Here is a 16,524-nt window from a genome sequence, read left to right on the forward strand (position 1 = left end):
GATATTAATTCTCCGCAAAAATACTCACAAGATATGGTTATTGTTATTGAATAACCTTCATATTTTTACTTTTATTAATTTGTGAGCTTGGTTTACTTTTGGTCTCCTCTTTCATGGCCCTGATGAGTGAAGTTTTGTCATCGTCGGTGTCACCATTTATCTCCCATATCATAATCCCACCCACATTTCTCATGGCAAGATCAACTTTCTTCTTGATGGTGTTTATGCCATTATAATAGACTCCATTAAAAGAATCTGCGTTGGGATCAGCACCTTTACTTATCAGGTCTTTGTAATACGGCGGCACTACCTTAGGGTTACGGCCGTAAGTAGGTAAACCTAGATTCGCCTTCTCCCGGGGAAGCTTGCGGTCAATAATCCAATAGTTCAGGCAATTTACAGCGAAATCATAGCTTGAGTGCGAAGCTTGTTCCATATCATCGTAAGCCATAATATTAAAATAGTCTACCACCGGATATAGTTCATCTGGCGCTAAAGCGCCCCACTTAGGCTTACCTGATACAGCCATGGTTAATAATTTCCCCTTCTGGTGAAGCCTCACAGAAAACTTTTTAGCTAACTGTACCAACTTCTGAGGCTCATCTGAATTAAATTTTGGATATTCCCAGTCTAAATCGATACCATCCAGTTGATATTTGTCCACGATAGCCATTACATTATCAACAAACTTATCCATCAGCGCGTCACTTTCGGCAATCTTTGAGAATGTCTTATCTGTGTATTGTCCGCCAAGCGCCGCAATTACTTTCACTTTTTTAGGCCTTGCATTGGCTACAATATCATATAGCTTGTCATAGGTCTTATCATTGGCAATTGTACCATCTGGCATTGGCTTTAGGAAAGCAAAATTTACGCAGGTAATGTTATCATATTTAATTTTTGTTACCGGTCCCCAATTTGAGAAATACCCAATGATTCTAAACGGGGCAGTAGCCGCAGACTTAGTAGTTTGGGTTATTTTCTTTTTCTTTTTTGTTCTTTGGCCTGAAACAGGAATGGCGACTATCGCACTCATCAAAAGCAGGAGCAGCTGAAAAGATCTAATTTTCATATGATTCATTTTTCTAACTTTTACGCCGGGAAAAAGTTTTTCTATTTCCCGCTATTACATCAGCAAAAACTTCTTCATGAAGCTTAATAACACGTTTCCAATTATAATAGTTGTTAATCTTGCTATTATTACCCGACAGAAAACCATCTTTATTTTTTGCAGCGAGCATATCTACTTCTGAAATACATACTGCAAGCTCGCGGCTATTAGTAAAATAAAGCGCGTTTGCGCCCAATACCCCTCTGTTAAAGTTATTACCATGCGCAAAAATAAAAGCATTTGAAGCCATTGCTTCTAATAATGAAGGATTGGTTCCTCCCACGGTATGCCCATGCAGATAGGCCTTACAATAACACCTGAGCGAATCCAGCTTTTGTTTATCATATACCCCTCCGAGAAATCTTATATTCTTATTTTTATATTTTTCTTTCAGATAATTTCCATATTTGTTCTGATGGTTTCCGATAACAATAAATGGAGAAGAATGCCCTGATTCAAGGTATCCATCCAATATCATAGCAATACTGTTTTCAGGCTCGAGCCTGGCAACCAGAAGGAAGTATTCATTAGCCTTGAGATCATACTCTGTCAACAGTTTCTCCTCAAAATCATAAACTGCATCTGCACCGTATGGCAAATAAATCGTATCCGTATTATGAAACTCCTTATAATATTGCTGAATTCCCAGATTATCGGAAATCAGGTAATGAGATTTTTTTATAGCCAACGTCTCAAAATACCGCATCAGCCGGCGGGTAATAAAATTCCATTTAGAACGCTTCCATTCCAGTCCATCCATATTGGTTAACACCGGAATTTTACTGTTCTTCAGTAGAAAGTAAGATGGAGATGCCGTACCATATCCTGCCTCATAAATGAGATCAAAGTCTTTTGTCAGCGCATGCTTAAGGGATCTGTAATCATAAATAAAGTTCCCAACAGCTCCGATACTCTGCTCGGGGCTTTTCACTTTCTCAATCTTTACCCCTTTAAAAGTATCTTCCTGATAACCGTGAAAATGCGGATTATATACAGTTACATCGTGTCCTAACTCAACAAGGCCCACAGAAATATACTCGGCAAACTGTTCAAATCCTCCGTAATTATTGGGAATCCCCCTTGTGCCTAATATGGCTATTTTCATCTTACTCTACTATTTATCATTTCTTAATTTTAAAATCATTAATCGCGGCTAATAAGTACACCACTGGCAGTGCACTCACAATATTGTTAATCCCTACCTTAAAGACAGGGTAATGCGACAACGTAAAAATGAAATAAACAAAAATGATTAAACCCAGAAAATATTTTTTATTCCTATTAAAAAGCAACACAATTAAAGGTGACAAATATAAAAGAAGTCCCGCCAATCCAATGAAGTACATAGTAGTGATCAGATATACTTCTGAATAGATTTTTTCAACAAGTCCCGGGTTTCCCCCCAGAAAAAAAACCAGCGTATAGTCATTAAACAAACGGATAGGGTTGTGATAAATATGCTCCACCAAAATATCCATATCATGCGTGAAGATCATTACAACCATATTCACTATCATTTCATTAAAAAACAACATGACCGCAATACTGAGCACAATCAATGCCAGAAAAAAATTAACAGCGGCTTTAACATTGGTTCTCATCAATATAATAAGCCACATCAGCAGCATGATAAGATAGGCAGTTTTTACTCCCGACAGTAAGATAGACACAACGATCAGGGCAATCTTCCATCCCTTCATTTTAACGGGGAATTTCTCTATCTGCAGGATAATAAGTGTGGCAAGAGGGATATAAAACTGGCTGTGCGTATCCAGAAAATACCCTGCATGCCTCAAAAAACCATTAGTTCCTTCCATATCCAGGTAATCAGCGAGATTCTGGTTCAGTATTTCCAGGTATGATTTTACAGCCGCATAATTACCCAATATCGTATTGAAGAAAAAGTGAATAATATTTACTGCTGCTATAAAAAGTCCTGCACTGATAATCCACCTGAGCAAAACTTCCATTCTACCGGTTCTGTAAAACGTGAAATAGCAGGCATAACCGAGATACCAGTAAAAATAAAAATTAGAAATTGTTCTCAGGCCTTCCAGTGCACCATCGGCAACTCCTAAAGCTGCAATATGACCGAGCACTGTAACCGCCTGCAACAACAAAAAGCCAATGAAATGAGTATAAATTGCGGGACTCGCCGCTCTTGAAATGCAAATAAATGTAAATACAAGAACGGATACCGAAATAAGAAAATATGCCCCGAACGGGTTTAAAAAATTTGCCCAGATAAATAAATACTAAAAGACAGATGACCGGCAGTAATAATTGAAAAGTCAATAAAGAGAGCAGGATCTTTTCCCGGAGCTTTTGCTTCGACCACACTATTCCGCCAGAGAGCTCCTTATTGATCTGTATTGTATTCATTTACCGATTACTTTTTTTACCCGCAACTTTGCAAGATCCTTAACTGCTCTAAAAAACACCCTCATCATTATCCAGTTGGTATACTTGAAATCAACTACCAGTCTGGATACGACATAATTGGCCTTCAGAATTGAAATAAATTCATTTTTATGTATCAGCGAGTTGGCTGTTACCCTGTATTTGACTAATGGCTCCGTAATGATCCTGACTTTATATCCTTTAAAAAACAAAGTTAGCCAGAGATAATAATCTTCTACACTGATAAGCCTTTTCTCTTCTTCAAATATAACATCCGGCGTTTTTCGTACCATTACCGATGAGGTACAGATTTTATTATGCAGCAACATCTCCTCAAGTGTAGGTAATGCCGGCAACTTTGGAGACCAGGTTTTTACACGATCTCCGAAAAAGAAAATGTTAGTAGACACCAGGTCCACATTCTCTGTAGTAATTACCTGATACTGGCGTTCCAGTTTATCGCTAAGCCAAATGTCGTCTGCATCTAAAAAAGCCAGATAAGTGCCGGCTGACGCTCTGATTCCCATGTTACGCGGTCCGGCGGGGCCTCCAAAGTTCTGTGCAGGTTTAAAGTACTTAATCCTGTTATCCTTTTCCACGTATGCCCTGATAATTGATGCGCTATTATCAGTAGAACAATCATCCACTAATAACAATTCCCAGTTAGTATATGTTTGTTGCAATACTGAATCAATAGTATCAGCAATATATGCCTCCGCGTTATAAACAGGTACTATGACTGAAATTAGATGCTGCATACTTTTAACTTACTTGTTACTGGCGTTTTATTCTAGCCACTAATTTAGCCGGATTAAGGCTAATTGCCAGGAAAAGATACCACATCCGTTTCAAAAGATTTTTCTGAAAGAGAAACCTGCGATAAAATTTCAGATGATAATATGTAAGCTTTGATCTCAACGGCCCATAGCTGGTGTGAAACAATTCATTACAAATAGCATAAGGTTCGCGGATTGCTTTGTATTTAAGGTCGTTTGAAACGCTTCCTGCGTGTATGCGAACAAATGTAAGTGGTGCTGTCAGGTTTTGCATAACAGCACCATCCGCAATCATCCTGGCAAAGATAGCATAATCCTCGGCAGGGACATATTCCTGTTGATAACCATATTTTTGGAAAAGCGCCGTTTTACCCATTACGGTTCCATGCAATACTCCATGCATAGCAGTATGGTAGCGTTTTTTTATTTCTTCGTAAGTAGCTGGAAAGTTGGTTTTGAAAATAATTTTACCTGTATCACTATCAAAATAAGCAGCATTGCTACCCACCACATCCAGTTCCCGGTTACGCTCCAACAACTCATATTGTAACCTGATGCGATCTTCGTGTACGAAATCATCCGGATCAAGCCTTAAGATATAATCACCAGAGGCTATTTTTAATCCTGCATTAAGTGCATTGGCAAAACCCTGGTTTTTGTTCAGGAATACCGGTTTTAGTATCTCAGTTTCTTCTGCAATTTCTGTCAGGATCCTTACAGAATCATCTTTAGATCCATCGTCAACTACTATGATCTCCCTCGGTAGCAACGAGGAGTTCATCAATGAGTCAATAAACTGACGGAGATATTTTCCATTATTGTAATTAGCCGATACTACTGATATATTCGCCTGCTGACGGTTCATAAAAATATTTGGATTAACCAATTATAAAAGGTCGGAAAGCCCTGTGCCCCTGGCACAAACTGCTGATATCCAATCGATAATGGCAAAAGGCCTTGAAAACCGTTCCGTACCTCAGCTTTTCTTAGCTGCATCTTCCAGCGATTTTATTACTTTGGCAGGAATTCCCCCGGCAACCACTCTATCGGGTACAGATCTGGTTACAACTGATCCGGCCCCAATCACGCTGTTTTCCCCGACAGTTACCCCGGGAAGAATAATTGCATTAGCTCCTATCCAACATCCTTTTTTCAGCACTACAGGCCTGGACGGATAATGTCCCTGGTAATAAATTGGTATTTCAGGATTGTCAAAATTATGATTTGTTACATAAATATGAACACCACTCCCTATCAGCACATCATCTTCAATAGTGATACTAACGTCAAGATTGGCAGACGCCCCATGTAAGTGTGAACATGGCCGGATAACCACCCGCTTCCCTATCGATATCTGTGAACAACCCACAGCATATGCTCCGGCCCGGAACTGGGCGGTTTTATCAAAATGATAAAACTTTTTCTGGCAAAGTTTCAACATGGTCGACTGAAAATGTAGCTTCCAATGTGTAGAAGGTATGTCAGGCCCTATCCTGTCGGCTAGCCTCCAAAATTTCAGTTTATCGCTCAATTCTTTGATGAACATGATAAATATCTAAGCGTGCTTGTTTTGATGATTTTAAAGCTTGACGTCCTTCCCATACCTTGTGCAACTAGTCCGGCAACTATACTGAGAATTCCGGATTCCGTTCCTTAAAAGGAAACAAGTCAGGGTGAAATTGTTTACAATTAATAAAACGCTCTCAGCAGAGACAAAATACCTTGCTAGCGCAAGTTTACAGCAAAAAACAGGGATAAACAAGAAGAGATCATTTTTTTTCAATATCTTTAAATCTTATGAAAACGATATCTCTGTATATTATATCGTTGAGGTTCCCGTCGAAAGGATGAGCAACGTCTGCCAAAGATAATTAGATGCCCGGAAATCGAGATGTGCTGACAAATATAGGCCATTGCATTTATACAACTATTTTAATAAGCATATAGTACATAAAACCGGCTTAAAGCCAATTTATGTTTCATTATTTCAGCATATAATATTTGTTTACGACTATGATAAAGAAAATCTATCGAAAAATTATTAACCGTCTTGATTCTTCACCGAAGTTTCCAGCAGATTTTGAAGCTGAGCACCAACGTATCTGCGCCAAGGTTGCCCCATTTACAATGACCAGCCAGGAAAGGGTTTTTAGTCTTATTGAAGCAGTAAAGTATATACATAAATATAAAATTCAGGGGGATATTGTGGAGTGTGGTGTCTGGAAAGGTGGCAGTATGTTGGCTATTGCTGAGACACTGAAGGCCGTAAATGATACCGACAGGGAATTGTTTCTGTACGATACGTTTGAAGGAATGTCTGCCCCCTCAGCCGAAGACGAAACCTTTAATGGAGAAGATGCCTCTGACCTTTTGCAACAGGATCAGGCGAAAAAAGGACTTATATGGGCTTACTCTGCATTGGACACCGTAAAGCAAACTATGGCCCTGAGCCAATACAACCCTGAAAAAATAAACTATATAGCCGGAAAGGTAGAAGACACTATTCCTGCCAGGATGCCTCAAAAAATTGCCTTACTCCGGTTGGATACAGATTGGTATGAATCAACCAAGCATGAATTAATTCACCTTTTCCCTCTTCTTCAAAGAGGGGGAATTCTTATTATTGACGACTACGGCTTTTGGAAGGGCGCCAGAAAAGCTGTAGACGAGTATTTCGATGAATATCAATTTCCTGTTTTCCTGAGTCGTATTGATGATACCGGAAGAATCGCCATTAAGCAATAATAACTTCGCTATATTATGTCTGCTGATAAAGTACCGTATAATTTTAATCCGGATATCCGTTACCCTATTTATCTTGTCCGTAATGGCATCCTAAAGGCTGTAAAGAAATACTGTCCGCAATTGAAAGGCACCTTAATGGATTTTGGTTGCGGATCCAAACCATATCGAAGCTTATTCGATGTAAAAGAATATGTTGGTGTTGACCTGTACAACCCCGCACACTTGCATGATGACGAGCCGGTAGACGTATTCTATGACGGGAAAACCATTCCTTTTCCTGATGAGCATTTTGATGCAGTGTTCAGTAGTGAGGTTTTTGAACATGTTTTCAACCTGGATGATATACTTAAAGAGATTAACCGGGTGATGAAAAAAGGTGGAAAAATGCTGATCACCTGTCCTTTTGCCTTCCCCGAACACGAAGAGCCTTATGACTATGCCCGTTACACTGTTTTCGCACTAAAGGAGCTGCTGGGTAAACATGGTTTTAATGTGTTATCTATTGAGAAAACCGGTGACAGTATTCAGGCCATCATGCAACTTCAGATTATCCATATGGTTTCCTACAAATCCAGGATAAGAATCATCAATGGTATCTACTGGAGGGTGGTGGTTATCTGGATGAATCTTTCTGCCCTGCTGCTCAGTAAGATCCTGCCTAAGCGGAAAACCCTATATCTGAACAACATTGTTTTATGCGAAAAAAACGGCTAACCGCCAGTAAAGTTTAAATTGATCGAAAAACTTCCAGATAACGTTTCATTATCAGACGATTGCTGAATTTTTCGAAATATCGCTCCCGACTGCTACGCCCCATGGTTGCTATTTTTTCTTTGTCCAACATCTTTTGAATAGCATTTACCAATTCGTCCGGAGCATCGGGAGCAACAACATAGCCAGTCACCCCGTTATCAATCTGCTCCGGGATACCGGCTACCCTTGAGCCAACTACTGGTTTACCCATCATCATTGCTTCTATGATGACATACGGGAAGTCCTCATTGGCAATTGAAGGCGTTATGAATATATCCATATCCCTCACATACTCCATCACATTTGGCCTGAAGCCCGGCAAAATAACGACATCATCCAGATTATAATCCTTTATGAGCTTCTCGAGTGCTGACCTTTCCTCTCCTTCACCAAATATTACCAGCTTATACCTGGCCAATGGTTGTTTTTGTCTTAACATGGCCACTGCTGTAATTAAAACGTGATAGCCTTTTCTACGGGTCAACAGCCCCACGGCCCCCATTACGATACTATCATCATCAACACCAAACTCACGCCTTAAAATCCCTGATCCGGCAATACTCGTTTCTTCTGTCTGGGTTAATAAAGTATTGGGAATATTGAAGCACTTTTGCTGATCAAAATTCCTGGCCTCAGCCAGCCGGTCACTCGCAGCTTTTGAAGCTGTTATAAAGTAACTGACATACTTGTTAATATATCTGTCCTTCCATTTATCCCAAATATTCTTTTGCGGATATGCCATATTATTGACTACAAAAAGCACACTTCTGATCCCTGCCATCCTGGCGGCAATTGCAGCTATCCTGCATGTTTCAGCTGCGGGATACCCCCCATTATTGATCAATAATATATCAGGCCGTTCCCTTTTGAAAAGCCTGAATAACACTAGGCCGTTATGCAACTGAAGAAGCCCTATCTTATTAAAAACCAGTCCTAATGTATATAACACCCTCGTATAAACGCGCTTTGCCTTTCCTTTTATTTCTCCGGATTGCAATGGATGTCCCCATTGCGGATACGGATTGATAAGTTTTTTTACTGACTTTACATTTTCGGCTCCGCCAAACTTTCTTTTGATCCCCTTCTCGTATTCCTTATTATAGGCATAATAGAAATTCAACAAGAACTCCTCCTGGATTTCTTCTGAGCGCAAAATGTTTTCAATGACATTTTCACTTCCACTATAAACAAAACAATCACTGTAAATCAGAACTTTTCTCATTGGAATACTTCTTCTGTGTTAAATAGTCAGGTGAACAGATTAGTTATTTTCCTTTCTGTTCTTACTCAAAAATCTGTTGATAAACTGAAGATTTCTGTCAAGGTTTTTTCCATCAAGCTTACCAATATATTTCTCAAGAACTGATTTCTTAAGAAAAACATCATAAATCGGGTCTTTTTTATAGAACGCAATGATCTTCTCTTTAAGGGACGTTTTATCAAACGCCGTTACAAGTTCTGATTTACCATCAAATGGTTTGTTGATGATATGCTGGTCTTTCTTATAGTACAATGCTGGTATTCCAAGGATAGATGCCTCAAACAATGTTTGTGAATAAAAAAGAAAGATAAAAGTCAGCTTCTGCTATTACCTCTTTAAATGGTTTTTGCTGTTCAATCCGCACTTTCATATGTGGGAAGTACTCATCCAAAAAACGACTATACTGTGAAACATAGCCATTCTCCCTGACTTTCAACACAATACTATGTTTGTAGCCCTCCCCTTCAAGATCCGATAAAACCTCCAGTAAATCATATAGGAAGTCAAATTCGTAGGCTAAATAGGAGTTCATATCAATAAGATTATAACCTCCCGCACCAATAATAATAACAGGATTCTCCCTGTCAATAACCTTAGGCTGCTGATTGCTATAATGGTCCATTCTCGGGTCGCCAAGACAGATTGCATTATCCATTCCTCCAAAGTAATCTTCCTTAATCGCCTCACTATAACTATTTACCCAATCGACTCTTCTCGCATCATAGGAAAAGTTATTCACCAATAAGCCATTGATGATCATATAAACCGGGATACCTTTTAACTTACAATAATTGATAATGAGGTTATTCTCAAGCCACAGCTCTGTTACAGGTACCATTAGCCGCACATCTTGCGGACCAAAATAATTCTCAATATCCTCAATCCGCGAAAAAGCACTTTGCAGAAGTTTGGGCAATTTGGGAACAATCAATTCCAGCAAATTGGCGCCTATATCAAAGCCATCAATTTTCCAGTCGTAAAATGACCTGTTTTTGAAAGCGGTCAGGCTGGATTCTATTATATCAGCGGGTATCGTTCTGTTACGGTAAAATACCCTCCGTTCTTTCAACGCGTTAACCGGGCTCGAATAATTTGCCATGATGACTTTGACATCACGATTCTTTTTTAATTCATCAATGATAGGAAAAGTTGGATGATAATTTTGCAGGTAAATGGCGGGAGCGTCGTTTCTCATTAAGGTTTCTCTTACCCTGCCTATATACTCGAATAGGCCTACCCCCCAACGCTTTATTTTTTTTACAAATGTGTCCGTTTTCATTTTCTCCTCCATCCAGGCAGATATCGGGAAATAATAAGCGGGCACTTCGCTGCCATCCACTTCTTCTATAAATCTTGCCGCGGGGAGAAGTATCTTCACCCACTTTTTGATTACTTCATCCGTTACCGCACAAATGATTTCCCTGCATGATACAACCTTGACTGCACTCAAATAAATAAAGAAGTGAAAGTTATAGGTCACATCATTAAGTATGTTTAAAAGATAAGCGCTTCCAACCGGCACTCCTTTATAAACAATAATGTCATTTCCATCTTTGTCGAGATACCACTTATTCAGAAAATGATGCAATTCATAGTTTCTCTCTTCAAGGTAATTTCTGTCAAGTATATTATCTAAATAAAAAACTTCTATTTTTTCCTTTTCCAGCATTTTCATCAAGCCCAGATCTATTACCAACACGAGATCTGTTTCTTCATTAAACAATGGTTTACAAGAATTCCAGTGGTTCCTGTCTTCCACAATAAAGACCCTGTTAAAATCCCTTTCAGGAATACCAACAAATGCACGTTCCATTTAGTCCTATTTAAAAAAAAGTTTTGGTTTTAGCTGGCTTATCATCTCTAATACATACTTTCTGAAAATACGGGAACAGATGTAATATAAAAATAATCCCATCAGACAAATAGTACCAATGATAAGTAAATACCAGAACAGGTTTAACCTGTTATGTCCTATCGGTATGTACGATTTAACAAATATACATGATATTATTACCGCCAGAGCTGGTAAAACTGCCGGTAATAATACGGTTCTTATTGTATCCTTCACATTGAATTGTAATAATTTACAACTCATAAAAAAATACGCCAGTGCCGACAAAACAAACGACAACAACTTGAATATCGCAAAGGAAGTAAGTCCCCAGAATGAATAGGTAACGGCGATACCAACCCAGAAAATAACTGGCAACATAGCACTTGTAACATATATCATCTTCACCTTTTCATACGCCATAATGAGGATACCCGCCGGAGACGAGATAAAACTTAAACTATAACAAAGTATCAGCAATTGTGTGATAAATACAGAGGAAGCATAGCCATGTCCCACCCAGTTAATAACTAACGCCTCAGAAGTGATGGAAAGGCAAATAACGGGAAAAAGCGTTAATGGTAGGGTTATTACCAGGACATTCACAAAAACCCGCTTCAGCCCCTCAATATCATTGGCTCCGAGATAGTGATTAAATCTTGCTGTAAATGGCGAAAACAAGATCCCATACAACGACCTGATATAGGTCAGCATAGTAAGACCAATTGCATACACCGCTACCGCATCCGCGCCTATCATTTTCCCAATTACAAAAGGATCAAGCTGATAATAAAGTATCCAGCAGACTGTGAGAAAAACGGAGCTAAAGGCTAGCTTCTTTGTTTTATCAAATAACTCCCTGGAATATTTAAACGAGCCAAGTAAAAAAAACAGATCATAATTCAGTCGCTTTTTCACCTGCCACAATCCGGCTATCATTGCTACCGCATTACATATTTGGGTAAATAGAAAATACCCCACCAGCGAATATTCTCCTCTTCCAAAGAAATAAAAAGTAGACAATATTTTGCACAAATTGGATACTATCAGCAGGCGCTGAAAATGATAATCCTCCATCCTTACCGAAAAAATGACCTGCAACATACGCTGCAGGATAAAGGTTGGAGAAAACAAAGCCAATAAAACCAGTAAGGTACTGGCAGTTTTTGTTTCGTCAGGTTTCAGACCATTAACAATTAAATCAGGACGAAAAGAAATGCCCAGCATAATAACCAGGAATAATCCCACAAATACGGTGAAGATAAATGCAACAAATCCCACAATCTTTATTTCTCCTTTCCTGTCGTTTCTGGCGTATGATTCACTTGCATATTTTAACCCGGCGGAAATGAAGCCAAAATCCGCGTAAGACAGGAAAATGTTCAATGAAACTATAATGGTATAGATACCAAATAACGATTTATTTGAAGACAAAAAAGGTGTTACTACGAATAAAGTTCCGAAATTCAGCAGGATAGAAATAAACTGCCACAAATATATTTTGATGTACTTACCCAACATTACGCGGATCGTTTGAATTACGTTTTTAGTATTAGGTCATTAAATGACAGTCCACCCGCCATCAACAACCAGATTATGCCCCGTGATATATACGGCATCATCACTTAGCAAAAATCCAACAGAAGGCGAAATATCTGCAGGTGTGCCAAGTCTTCTTAGAGGAACTTTATGTTCATATTGTTCAATGAATTTCTCTGGCTGATGATTAAATATGCCGCCCGGGGAAATACAGTTTACCCTAACATTATGAGGACCATAAAAGGCTGCAAGATATCTGGTAAAATTAATGACCCCACCTTTTATAGCTGCATATGCAGAAGGGTTTATTATTGGTGTTCCTTCATATATGGTAAAATCCGGTCCGGTAATACCATAAATAGATGCAACATTTACCAGGGAGCCCTTTTTTTGCTTCATCATCTGATTCAGTACAATCTGGCAGCATTTTACGTAGCCGACTAAATGCCAGTTAACATTCTTCTCAAACGATTCCATTGATTCCTCGTTAAAAGGAAGTCTACCCCAATCGTCGGTTCTTGGATAAGCATTATTCACCCATCCATCAATAGCGCCAAACCTGTCCAGAATTATCTGCAAAGCCTGTTTGATGGATTGCTCATCTGTCACGTCAGCGCACAGGTTAAAGTCATCTTCAGTGGTAATTACCTTATCAATAGCAATTACCTTTGCACCATGGCCACGCAGATATGTAACAAAATTGCTGCCCAATTGCCCGTTTCCTCCTGTAACAGCAATCACCTTATCTTTTAACTTGCTCATCATTCAAACAAATTTTTAAAACATTAAAAGCAGATTGGATATCATTCATTATATAACCGTTATCCTCTTTTATAGCTGAAATGAAATACTTCATCTGTTCTTTATATGTATATAGTGGATCTATGTCTGATGAAAATATCAATTCCTCATTACACCAGACCTTTTGCTTTATCAAATCTATAGAAACAGTATTGTCTTCAAATAATATTTCACAGGTCCTTTTTGTATCTCTTCTATAATAATTCAGTACAATATTAACGGTGAATTGCTCATACTGAAGGAGATAATTAGCGTAATCAACGGCATCGATATTCAATGAAGAAGTGCTTCTAAGGGTAGCGGCTGATGAATTAGGTGTTCCCCAAAGCCAGGTCACATAGTCGAGTTCATGGATCAGGTCAAGATGTACTCCGCCTCCCATTTTTTCATTTGCGCTGTAAACCTGTCTGTAATCAATTCCCGGCCTCCAGTCTGGTAAATACGAACCAGCATAGATGTTCACTTCGTTTATCCGTTGACTCTTTTGGCGGAGCAGATCTTTAATAAATACAATACATGGATGGAATCGCAGATTGCAGGCTATATAAGTTTTTACTTTACTACTAATGATCTGGTCAACCAACTGCTGCCCACGGTCAAGTGTATGAAAAAGTGGTTTTTCAATAAAAAGCGGAATGTTGTAATCCAGTAATTTGCGGAGCGTATCGTAATGAGAAAAAGTAGGATTGGAAACTATAACAAAATCGAAAGAGACTCCCGCCTCCCCGATAGAAGAAATATTGGTAATGTTAGGAACTTGATTGGGTAACGCGCTACTACGAAGGGCATATAACGAAATTTCACCGCTACTGATGTTTGTTAATGCCTGAATATGCTTTTGAGCAATTGATCCGAGGCCAATGATCAGTACTTTCATAATATGAAATCCAGTTTATTATTGACCAACAAGTATTCCATAAAGTCAAAGTCAACCTCATCATCAAGATCAAAGCACATATGAGGAATTTCATATACAAGCGATCTATTCGTAACAGCCGTATGAAACCCGCCATCAAAAAATCTTCTCTTATAGATATAGAATGAAGCGTTCATGTCGTAAACCTTGGGTGCTGACTGCCTCGTTACAAATTCTCCCTTTTTTGCCAGTTCAAAATACCCGTTTTTATTCGCTTCTACCATGTTGAAATACGGATTCCGTTTAGCTGGACTAACAGAAAAAATATTCACTGCTTCCTCATCAGCCGTCAGCATCCGCAGCGCTATGTCGAGATCGTTGGCTGTTCTGAAAGGAGAAGTTATATCAAGATCAATCAGATAGTCAAATGTTACTCCCCTTTTCTTCTCCTCAAAATGCATCAAATCGATAATCACCGGCATTTTACCAATAGTATCTGTTGCAAGTTCAGCGCTCCTTTTATAATCGGTAGCCAGTCCGAAACCCGCCGCGGTGCTAATAATCTCCTCCGAGTCCGTAGAAAGAGCTATTACACAGTTCTTTGTTGATGCAAAATTCTTCGCCATCTCAATGGTATAACCGATCAAGGGTTTACCTGCCATGGAACGTATATTCTTTCCTGGTATTCCTTTGGACCCTCCCCTGGCACATATGGTAATTAATATACTCATTTTAGAATTTGATATGTTTAATGTCATTCTGGGCCTTCTCAAAATCCTCATGTCTTCCTATATCCAACCAATAGCCAAGAATTGGATAATGAACCACTTTCCGTTTTTTTGAAATCAGCATTTCCATAAAATCGGTAGCATTATAGAAAGAACCTACTGGCAGGAACTCAAGCAGGCTTCTTTTAAATAGATAGATTCCCCCATTCGAGTAATAGCTGTAGGTAGGCTTTTCATCAAATGAAATTACCTGGCCATTATCTATTTCTAATACGGCATAAGGAACTTTCACCTGGTATGGAATGCTCGCCACCATTAAATCTGCGTCGGCATCAATAAACGATTTGTAAAAATCAGCAAAATCAATGTTGGTCAGAATGTCAGAGTTCATTAATAAAATATTCTCTGTATTGAACGACTCGACCAGGCTTAGCGCCCCAAAGGTGCCTAAAGGAACATCTTCCTCAACATATTGAATATTCACATCTTTGGAAGAGCCATCATTGAAATACTCTTTTATCTGATCACCCAGATACCTGATACTTATGATGATACGGTTTATTCCGTAACTGGCTAATCTGTCTATATTGTGTTCAATAATAGGTTTATTCCCAACTTTCAACAACGGCTTGGGACATTTGTCTGTCAGCGGGATCAAACGTTCTCCTCTTCCCCCTGCCATCAATACAGTATCCAGCGGCAACAACGATGACTTAATACGCAGGTTCAGAATGTCAATAATCCTACGGCTGTTATCTATTATCGGGATTATTTTTAAATTCTTTTTTGCGAATATTTCCAGTTGATCAATAGAATAGTTATCCTTATAAATGAATATAGGATCTGGTTGGATATACTCCATTATGGGAGTATCAAATGTAAGGCCCTTGATAAATCCTCTCCTGATGTCACCATCAGTAAGTGATCCGATCAGTCTATTGCTATCATCTACGACAAACAGTACAGCATCAATCGCCAATAAATTCAGTTTATTAAGCGCATCTTTAATACTGGCATTCCCTGATATAAGATGTTTAGTAAATTCCATTAGACCTTATCAATAAATTTGATCAATTGAAAAGCTTCCGCGTATCTTACACCCACACTCGCACCCCGGAAATGCGCTAGTGCTCTGATATTTTCCAGACTTCTGGGAAACGGATGTTCTCCTAATTCTGATTCATATATTTCCATTATGGAGAGTTTATCTTCTATAAATGCAGAAATATCCACATAATAATTAGGCATAAATACTTTCTCTGGCAAGGCAGGTGCAAACTCTGTTTCCGAGAGACACTCATACATTAGCACTCTTTTGATTCCGGGATACCGGAATGATTTAGTACATGCCACAACCGCGTCAAAAACAACCCTGTGATCACTATGTGCATCCGACCGATTCATAACATATACATATTCCGGGTCCACTTGTTTAAAAATATCTGAGATCTTCGGAACCATTTCTATTAGCGAGGCGCCATGTAAATGCATTGTAGGATAGTCGAGTTGAAAGGTCTCTTTTATCCCCAATAAGCTGGCAACTTTTTCAATCTCCTGTTGACGGCTATGAATTCTTTCCTGACTGAATCCATACTCTTCAAACAGTTTGGTAACAATCAGCCAAAAAATGTTATCGCCATTCTTCGTATGCTTCAGTAATGTACCTCCAGCACCTATTACCTCGTCATCAGGATGTGCAGATATAATAATAATATTTGCCATA

Annotated in this window: 17 protein-coding genes; 2 read left to right on the forward strand and 15 right to left on the reverse strand. The window is 38.9% G+C overall.

The features are described from left to right. Nucleotides 1-43 precede the first annotated feature (43 nt). The 6 genes from QFZ51_RS01495 to QFZ51_RS01520 form a co-directional block, all read right to left on the reverse strand. Nucleotides 44-1,072 (reverse strand): glycosyl hydrolase family 18 protein, encoded by a 1,029-nt coding sequence (locus QFZ51_RS01495; RefSeq protein WP_429042478.1) that lies wholly within the window; start codon nt 1,070-1,072, stop codon nt 44-46. 13 nt (nt 1,073-1,085) lie between these two features. Next, a complete protein-coding gene (locus QFZ51_RS01500) occupies nt 1,086-2,216 on the reverse strand; it encodes a DUF1972 domain-containing protein (protein WP_429042480.1) in 1,131 nt (376 codons plus the stop codon). A 16-nt stretch (nt 2,217-2,232) separates the two neighbouring features. Continuing rightward, nucleotides 2,233-2,928, reverse strand: coding sequence for a hypothetical protein (locus QFZ51_RS01505; RefSeq protein WP_429042482.1), 696 nt, complete (start codon nt 2,926-2,928; stop codon nt 2,233-2,235). 561 nt (nt 2,929-3,489) lie between these two features. Beyond that, complete coding sequence (locus QFZ51_RS01510) at nt 3,490-4,269, reverse strand: glycosyltransferase family 2 protein (RefSeq protein ID WP_429042485.1); 780 nt, start codon at nt 4,267-4,269, stop codon at nt 3,490-3,492. Between the two features lie 16 nt (nt 4,270-4,285). After that, nucleotides 4,286-5,152, reverse strand: coding sequence for a glycosyltransferase family 2 protein (locus tag QFZ51_RS01515; RefSeq protein ID WP_429042488.1), 867 nt, complete (start codon nt 5,150-5,152; stop codon nt 4,286-4,288). Nucleotides 5,153-5,263: 111 nt separating this feature from the next. Next, on the reverse strand, nt 5,264-5,833 hold the full coding sequence (locus QFZ51_RS01520) for an acyltransferase (RefSeq protein WP_429042490.1): 570 nt from the start codon (nt 5,831-5,833) through the stop codon (nt 5,264-5,266). A 467-nt stretch (nt 5,834-6,300) separates the two neighbouring features. On the opposite strand from QFZ51_RS01520, the gene QFZ51_RS01525 reads away from it, so the two are divergent. Both QFZ51_RS01525 and QFZ51_RS01530 read left to right on the forward strand, forming a co-directional pair. After that, a complete protein-coding gene (locus QFZ51_RS01525; protein ID WP_429042493.1) occupies nt 6,301-7,032 on the forward strand; it encodes a TylF/MycF/NovP-related O-methyltransferase in 732 nt (243 codons plus the stop codon). 15 nt (nt 7,033-7,047) lie between these two features. Continuing rightward, nucleotides 7,048-7,746 (forward strand): class I SAM-dependent methyltransferase, encoded by a 699-nt coding sequence (locus tag QFZ51_RS01530; RefSeq protein WP_370908550.1) that lies wholly within the window; start codon nt 7,048-7,050, stop codon nt 7,744-7,746. 13 nt (nt 7,747-7,759) lie between these two features. Here the strand turns inward: QFZ51_RS01530 and QFZ51_RS01535 are convergent, their stop codons facing one another. The 9 genes from QFZ51_RS01535 to QFZ51_RS01575 all read right to left on the reverse strand — a co-directional run bounded on the left by QFZ51_RS01535 (nt 7,760) and on the right by QFZ51_RS01575 (nt 16,523). Then, a complete protein-coding gene (locus tag QFZ51_RS01535) occupies nt 7,760-9,007 on the reverse strand; it encodes a glycosyltransferase family 4 protein (protein ID WP_429042496.1) in 1,248 nt (415 codons plus the stop codon). Between the two features lie 39 nt (nt 9,008-9,046). After that, a complete protein-coding gene (locus QFZ51_RS01540; RefSeq protein WP_429042498.1) occupies nt 9,047-9,331 on the reverse strand; it encodes a hypothetical protein in 285 nt (94 codons plus the stop codon). Further along, complete coding sequence (locus QFZ51_RS01545; RefSeq protein WP_429042500.1) at nt 9,324-10,859, reverse strand: hypothetical protein; 1,536 nt, start codon at nt 10,857-10,859, stop codon at nt 9,324-9,326. Before QFZ51_RS01545 ends, QFZ51_RS01540 begins: the two co-directional genes overlap by 8 nt. A 6-nt stretch (nt 10,860-10,865) precedes the next feature. Then, the gene (locus tag QFZ51_RS01550) at nt 10,866-12,104 is read right to left on the reverse strand and encodes a hypothetical protein (protein WP_429042502.1); all 1,239 of its coding nucleotides are present in this window, start codon (nt 12,102-12,104) and stop codon (nt 10,866-10,868) included. Between the two features lie 333 nt (nt 12,105-12,437). Beyond that, complete coding sequence (locus tag QFZ51_RS01555; RefSeq protein ID WP_429042505.1) at nt 12,438-13,181, reverse strand: SDR family oxidoreductase; 744 nt, start codon at nt 13,179-13,181, stop codon at nt 12,438-12,440. Further along, nucleotides 13,159-14,094, reverse strand: a complete 936-nt coding sequence (locus QFZ51_RS01560; RefSeq protein WP_429042507.1) for a Gfo/Idh/MocA family protein — start codon at nt 14,092-14,094, stop codon at nt 13,159-13,161. Before QFZ51_RS01560 ends, QFZ51_RS01555 begins: the two co-directional genes overlap by 23 nt. Continuing rightward, a complete protein-coding gene (locus QFZ51_RS01565) occupies nt 14,091-14,855 on the reverse strand; it encodes a cytidylyltransferase domain-containing protein (RefSeq protein ID WP_429042510.1) in 765 nt (254 codons plus the stop codon). Before QFZ51_RS01565 ends, QFZ51_RS01560 begins: the two co-directional genes overlap by 4 nt. Beyond that, nucleotides 14,806-15,849, reverse strand: a complete 1,044-nt coding sequence (locus QFZ51_RS01570; protein ID WP_429042513.1) for a nucleotidyltransferase family protein — start codon at nt 15,847-15,849, stop codon at nt 14,806-14,808. The genes QFZ51_RS01565 and QFZ51_RS01570 overlap by 50 nt, the downstream gene beginning before the upstream one ends. Continuing rightward, a complete protein-coding gene (locus QFZ51_RS01575) occupies nt 15,849-16,523 on the reverse strand; it encodes a PIG-L deacetylase family protein (protein WP_370908558.1) in 675 nt (224 codons plus the stop codon). The genes QFZ51_RS01570 and QFZ51_RS01575 overlap by 1 nt, the downstream gene beginning before the upstream one ends. Between the last annotated feature and the right edge of the window lies 1 nt (nt 16,524).

The sequence above is a fragment of the Chitinophaga sp. W3I9 genome, from assembly GCF_050434025.1.
Lineage (GTDB): Bacteria > Bacteroidota > Bacteroidia > Chitinophagales > Chitinophagaceae > Chitinophaga.

What these genes read in the sequence shown, in the direction of transcription:
- QFZ51_RS01495 (WP_429042478.1), bottom strand. Translation starts at nt 1,072, where the DNA reads ATGAAAATTAGATCTTTTCAGCTGCTCCTGCTTTTGATGAGTGCGATA.
- QFZ51_RS01500 (WP_429042480.1), bottom strand. Translation starts at nt 2,216, where the DNA reads ATGAAAATAGCCATATTAGGCACAAGGGGGATTCCCAATAATTACGGA.
- QFZ51_RS01505 (WP_429042482.1), bottom strand. Translation starts at nt 2,928, where the DNA reads ATGGAAGGAACTAATGGTTTTTTGAGGCATGCAGGGTATTTTCTGGAT.
- QFZ51_RS01510 (WP_429042485.1), bottom strand. Translation starts at nt 4,269, where the DNA reads ATGCAGCATCTAATTTCAGTCATAGTACCTGTTTATAACGCGGAGGCA.
- QFZ51_RS01515 (WP_429042488.1), bottom strand. Translation starts at nt 5,152, where the DNA reads ATGAACCGTCAGCAGGCGAATATATCAGTAGTATCGGCTAATTACAAT.
- QFZ51_RS01520 (WP_429042490.1), bottom strand. Translation starts at nt 5,833, where the DNA reads ATGTTCATCAAAGAATTGAGCGATAAACTGAAATTTTGGAGGCTAGCC.
- QFZ51_RS01525 (WP_429042493.1), top strand. Translation starts at nt 6,301, where the DNA reads ATGATAAAGAAAATCTATCGAAAAATTATTAACCGTCTTGATTCTTCA.
- QFZ51_RS01530 (WP_370908550.1), top strand. Translation starts at nt 7,048, where the DNA reads ATGTCTGCTGATAAAGTACCGTATAATTTTAATCCGGATATCCGTTAC.
- QFZ51_RS01535 (WP_429042496.1), bottom strand. Translation starts at nt 9,007, where the DNA reads ATGAGAAAAGTTCTGATTTACAGTGATTGTTTTGTTTATAGTGGAAGT.
- QFZ51_RS01545 (WP_429042500.1), bottom strand. Translation starts at nt 10,859, where the DNA reads ATGGAACGTGCATTTGTTGGTATTCCTGAAAGGGATTTTAACAGGGTC.
- QFZ51_RS01550 (WP_429042502.1), bottom strand. Translation starts at nt 12,104, where the DNA reads ATGCTGGGCATTTCTTTTCGTCCTGATTTAATTGTTAATGGTCTGAAA.
- QFZ51_RS01555 (WP_429042505.1), bottom strand. Translation starts at nt 13,181, where the DNA reads ATGATGAGCAAGTTAAAAGATAAGGTGATTGCTGTTACAGGAGGAAAC.
- QFZ51_RS01560 (WP_429042507.1), bottom strand. Translation starts at nt 14,094, where the DNA reads ATGAAAGTACTGATCATTGGCCTCGGATCAATTGCTCAAAAGCATATT.
- QFZ51_RS01565 (WP_429042510.1), bottom strand. Translation starts at nt 14,855, where the DNA reads ATGAGGATTTTGAGAAGGCCCAGAATGACATTAAACATATCAAATTCT.
- QFZ51_RS01570 (WP_429042513.1), bottom strand. Translation starts at nt 15,849, where the DNA reads ATGGAATTTACTAAACATCTTATATCAGGGAATGCCAGTATTAAAGAT.
- QFZ51_RS01575 (WP_370908558.1), bottom strand. Translation starts at nt 16,523, where the DNA reads ATGGCAAATATTATTATTATATCTGCACATCCTGATGACGAGGTAATA.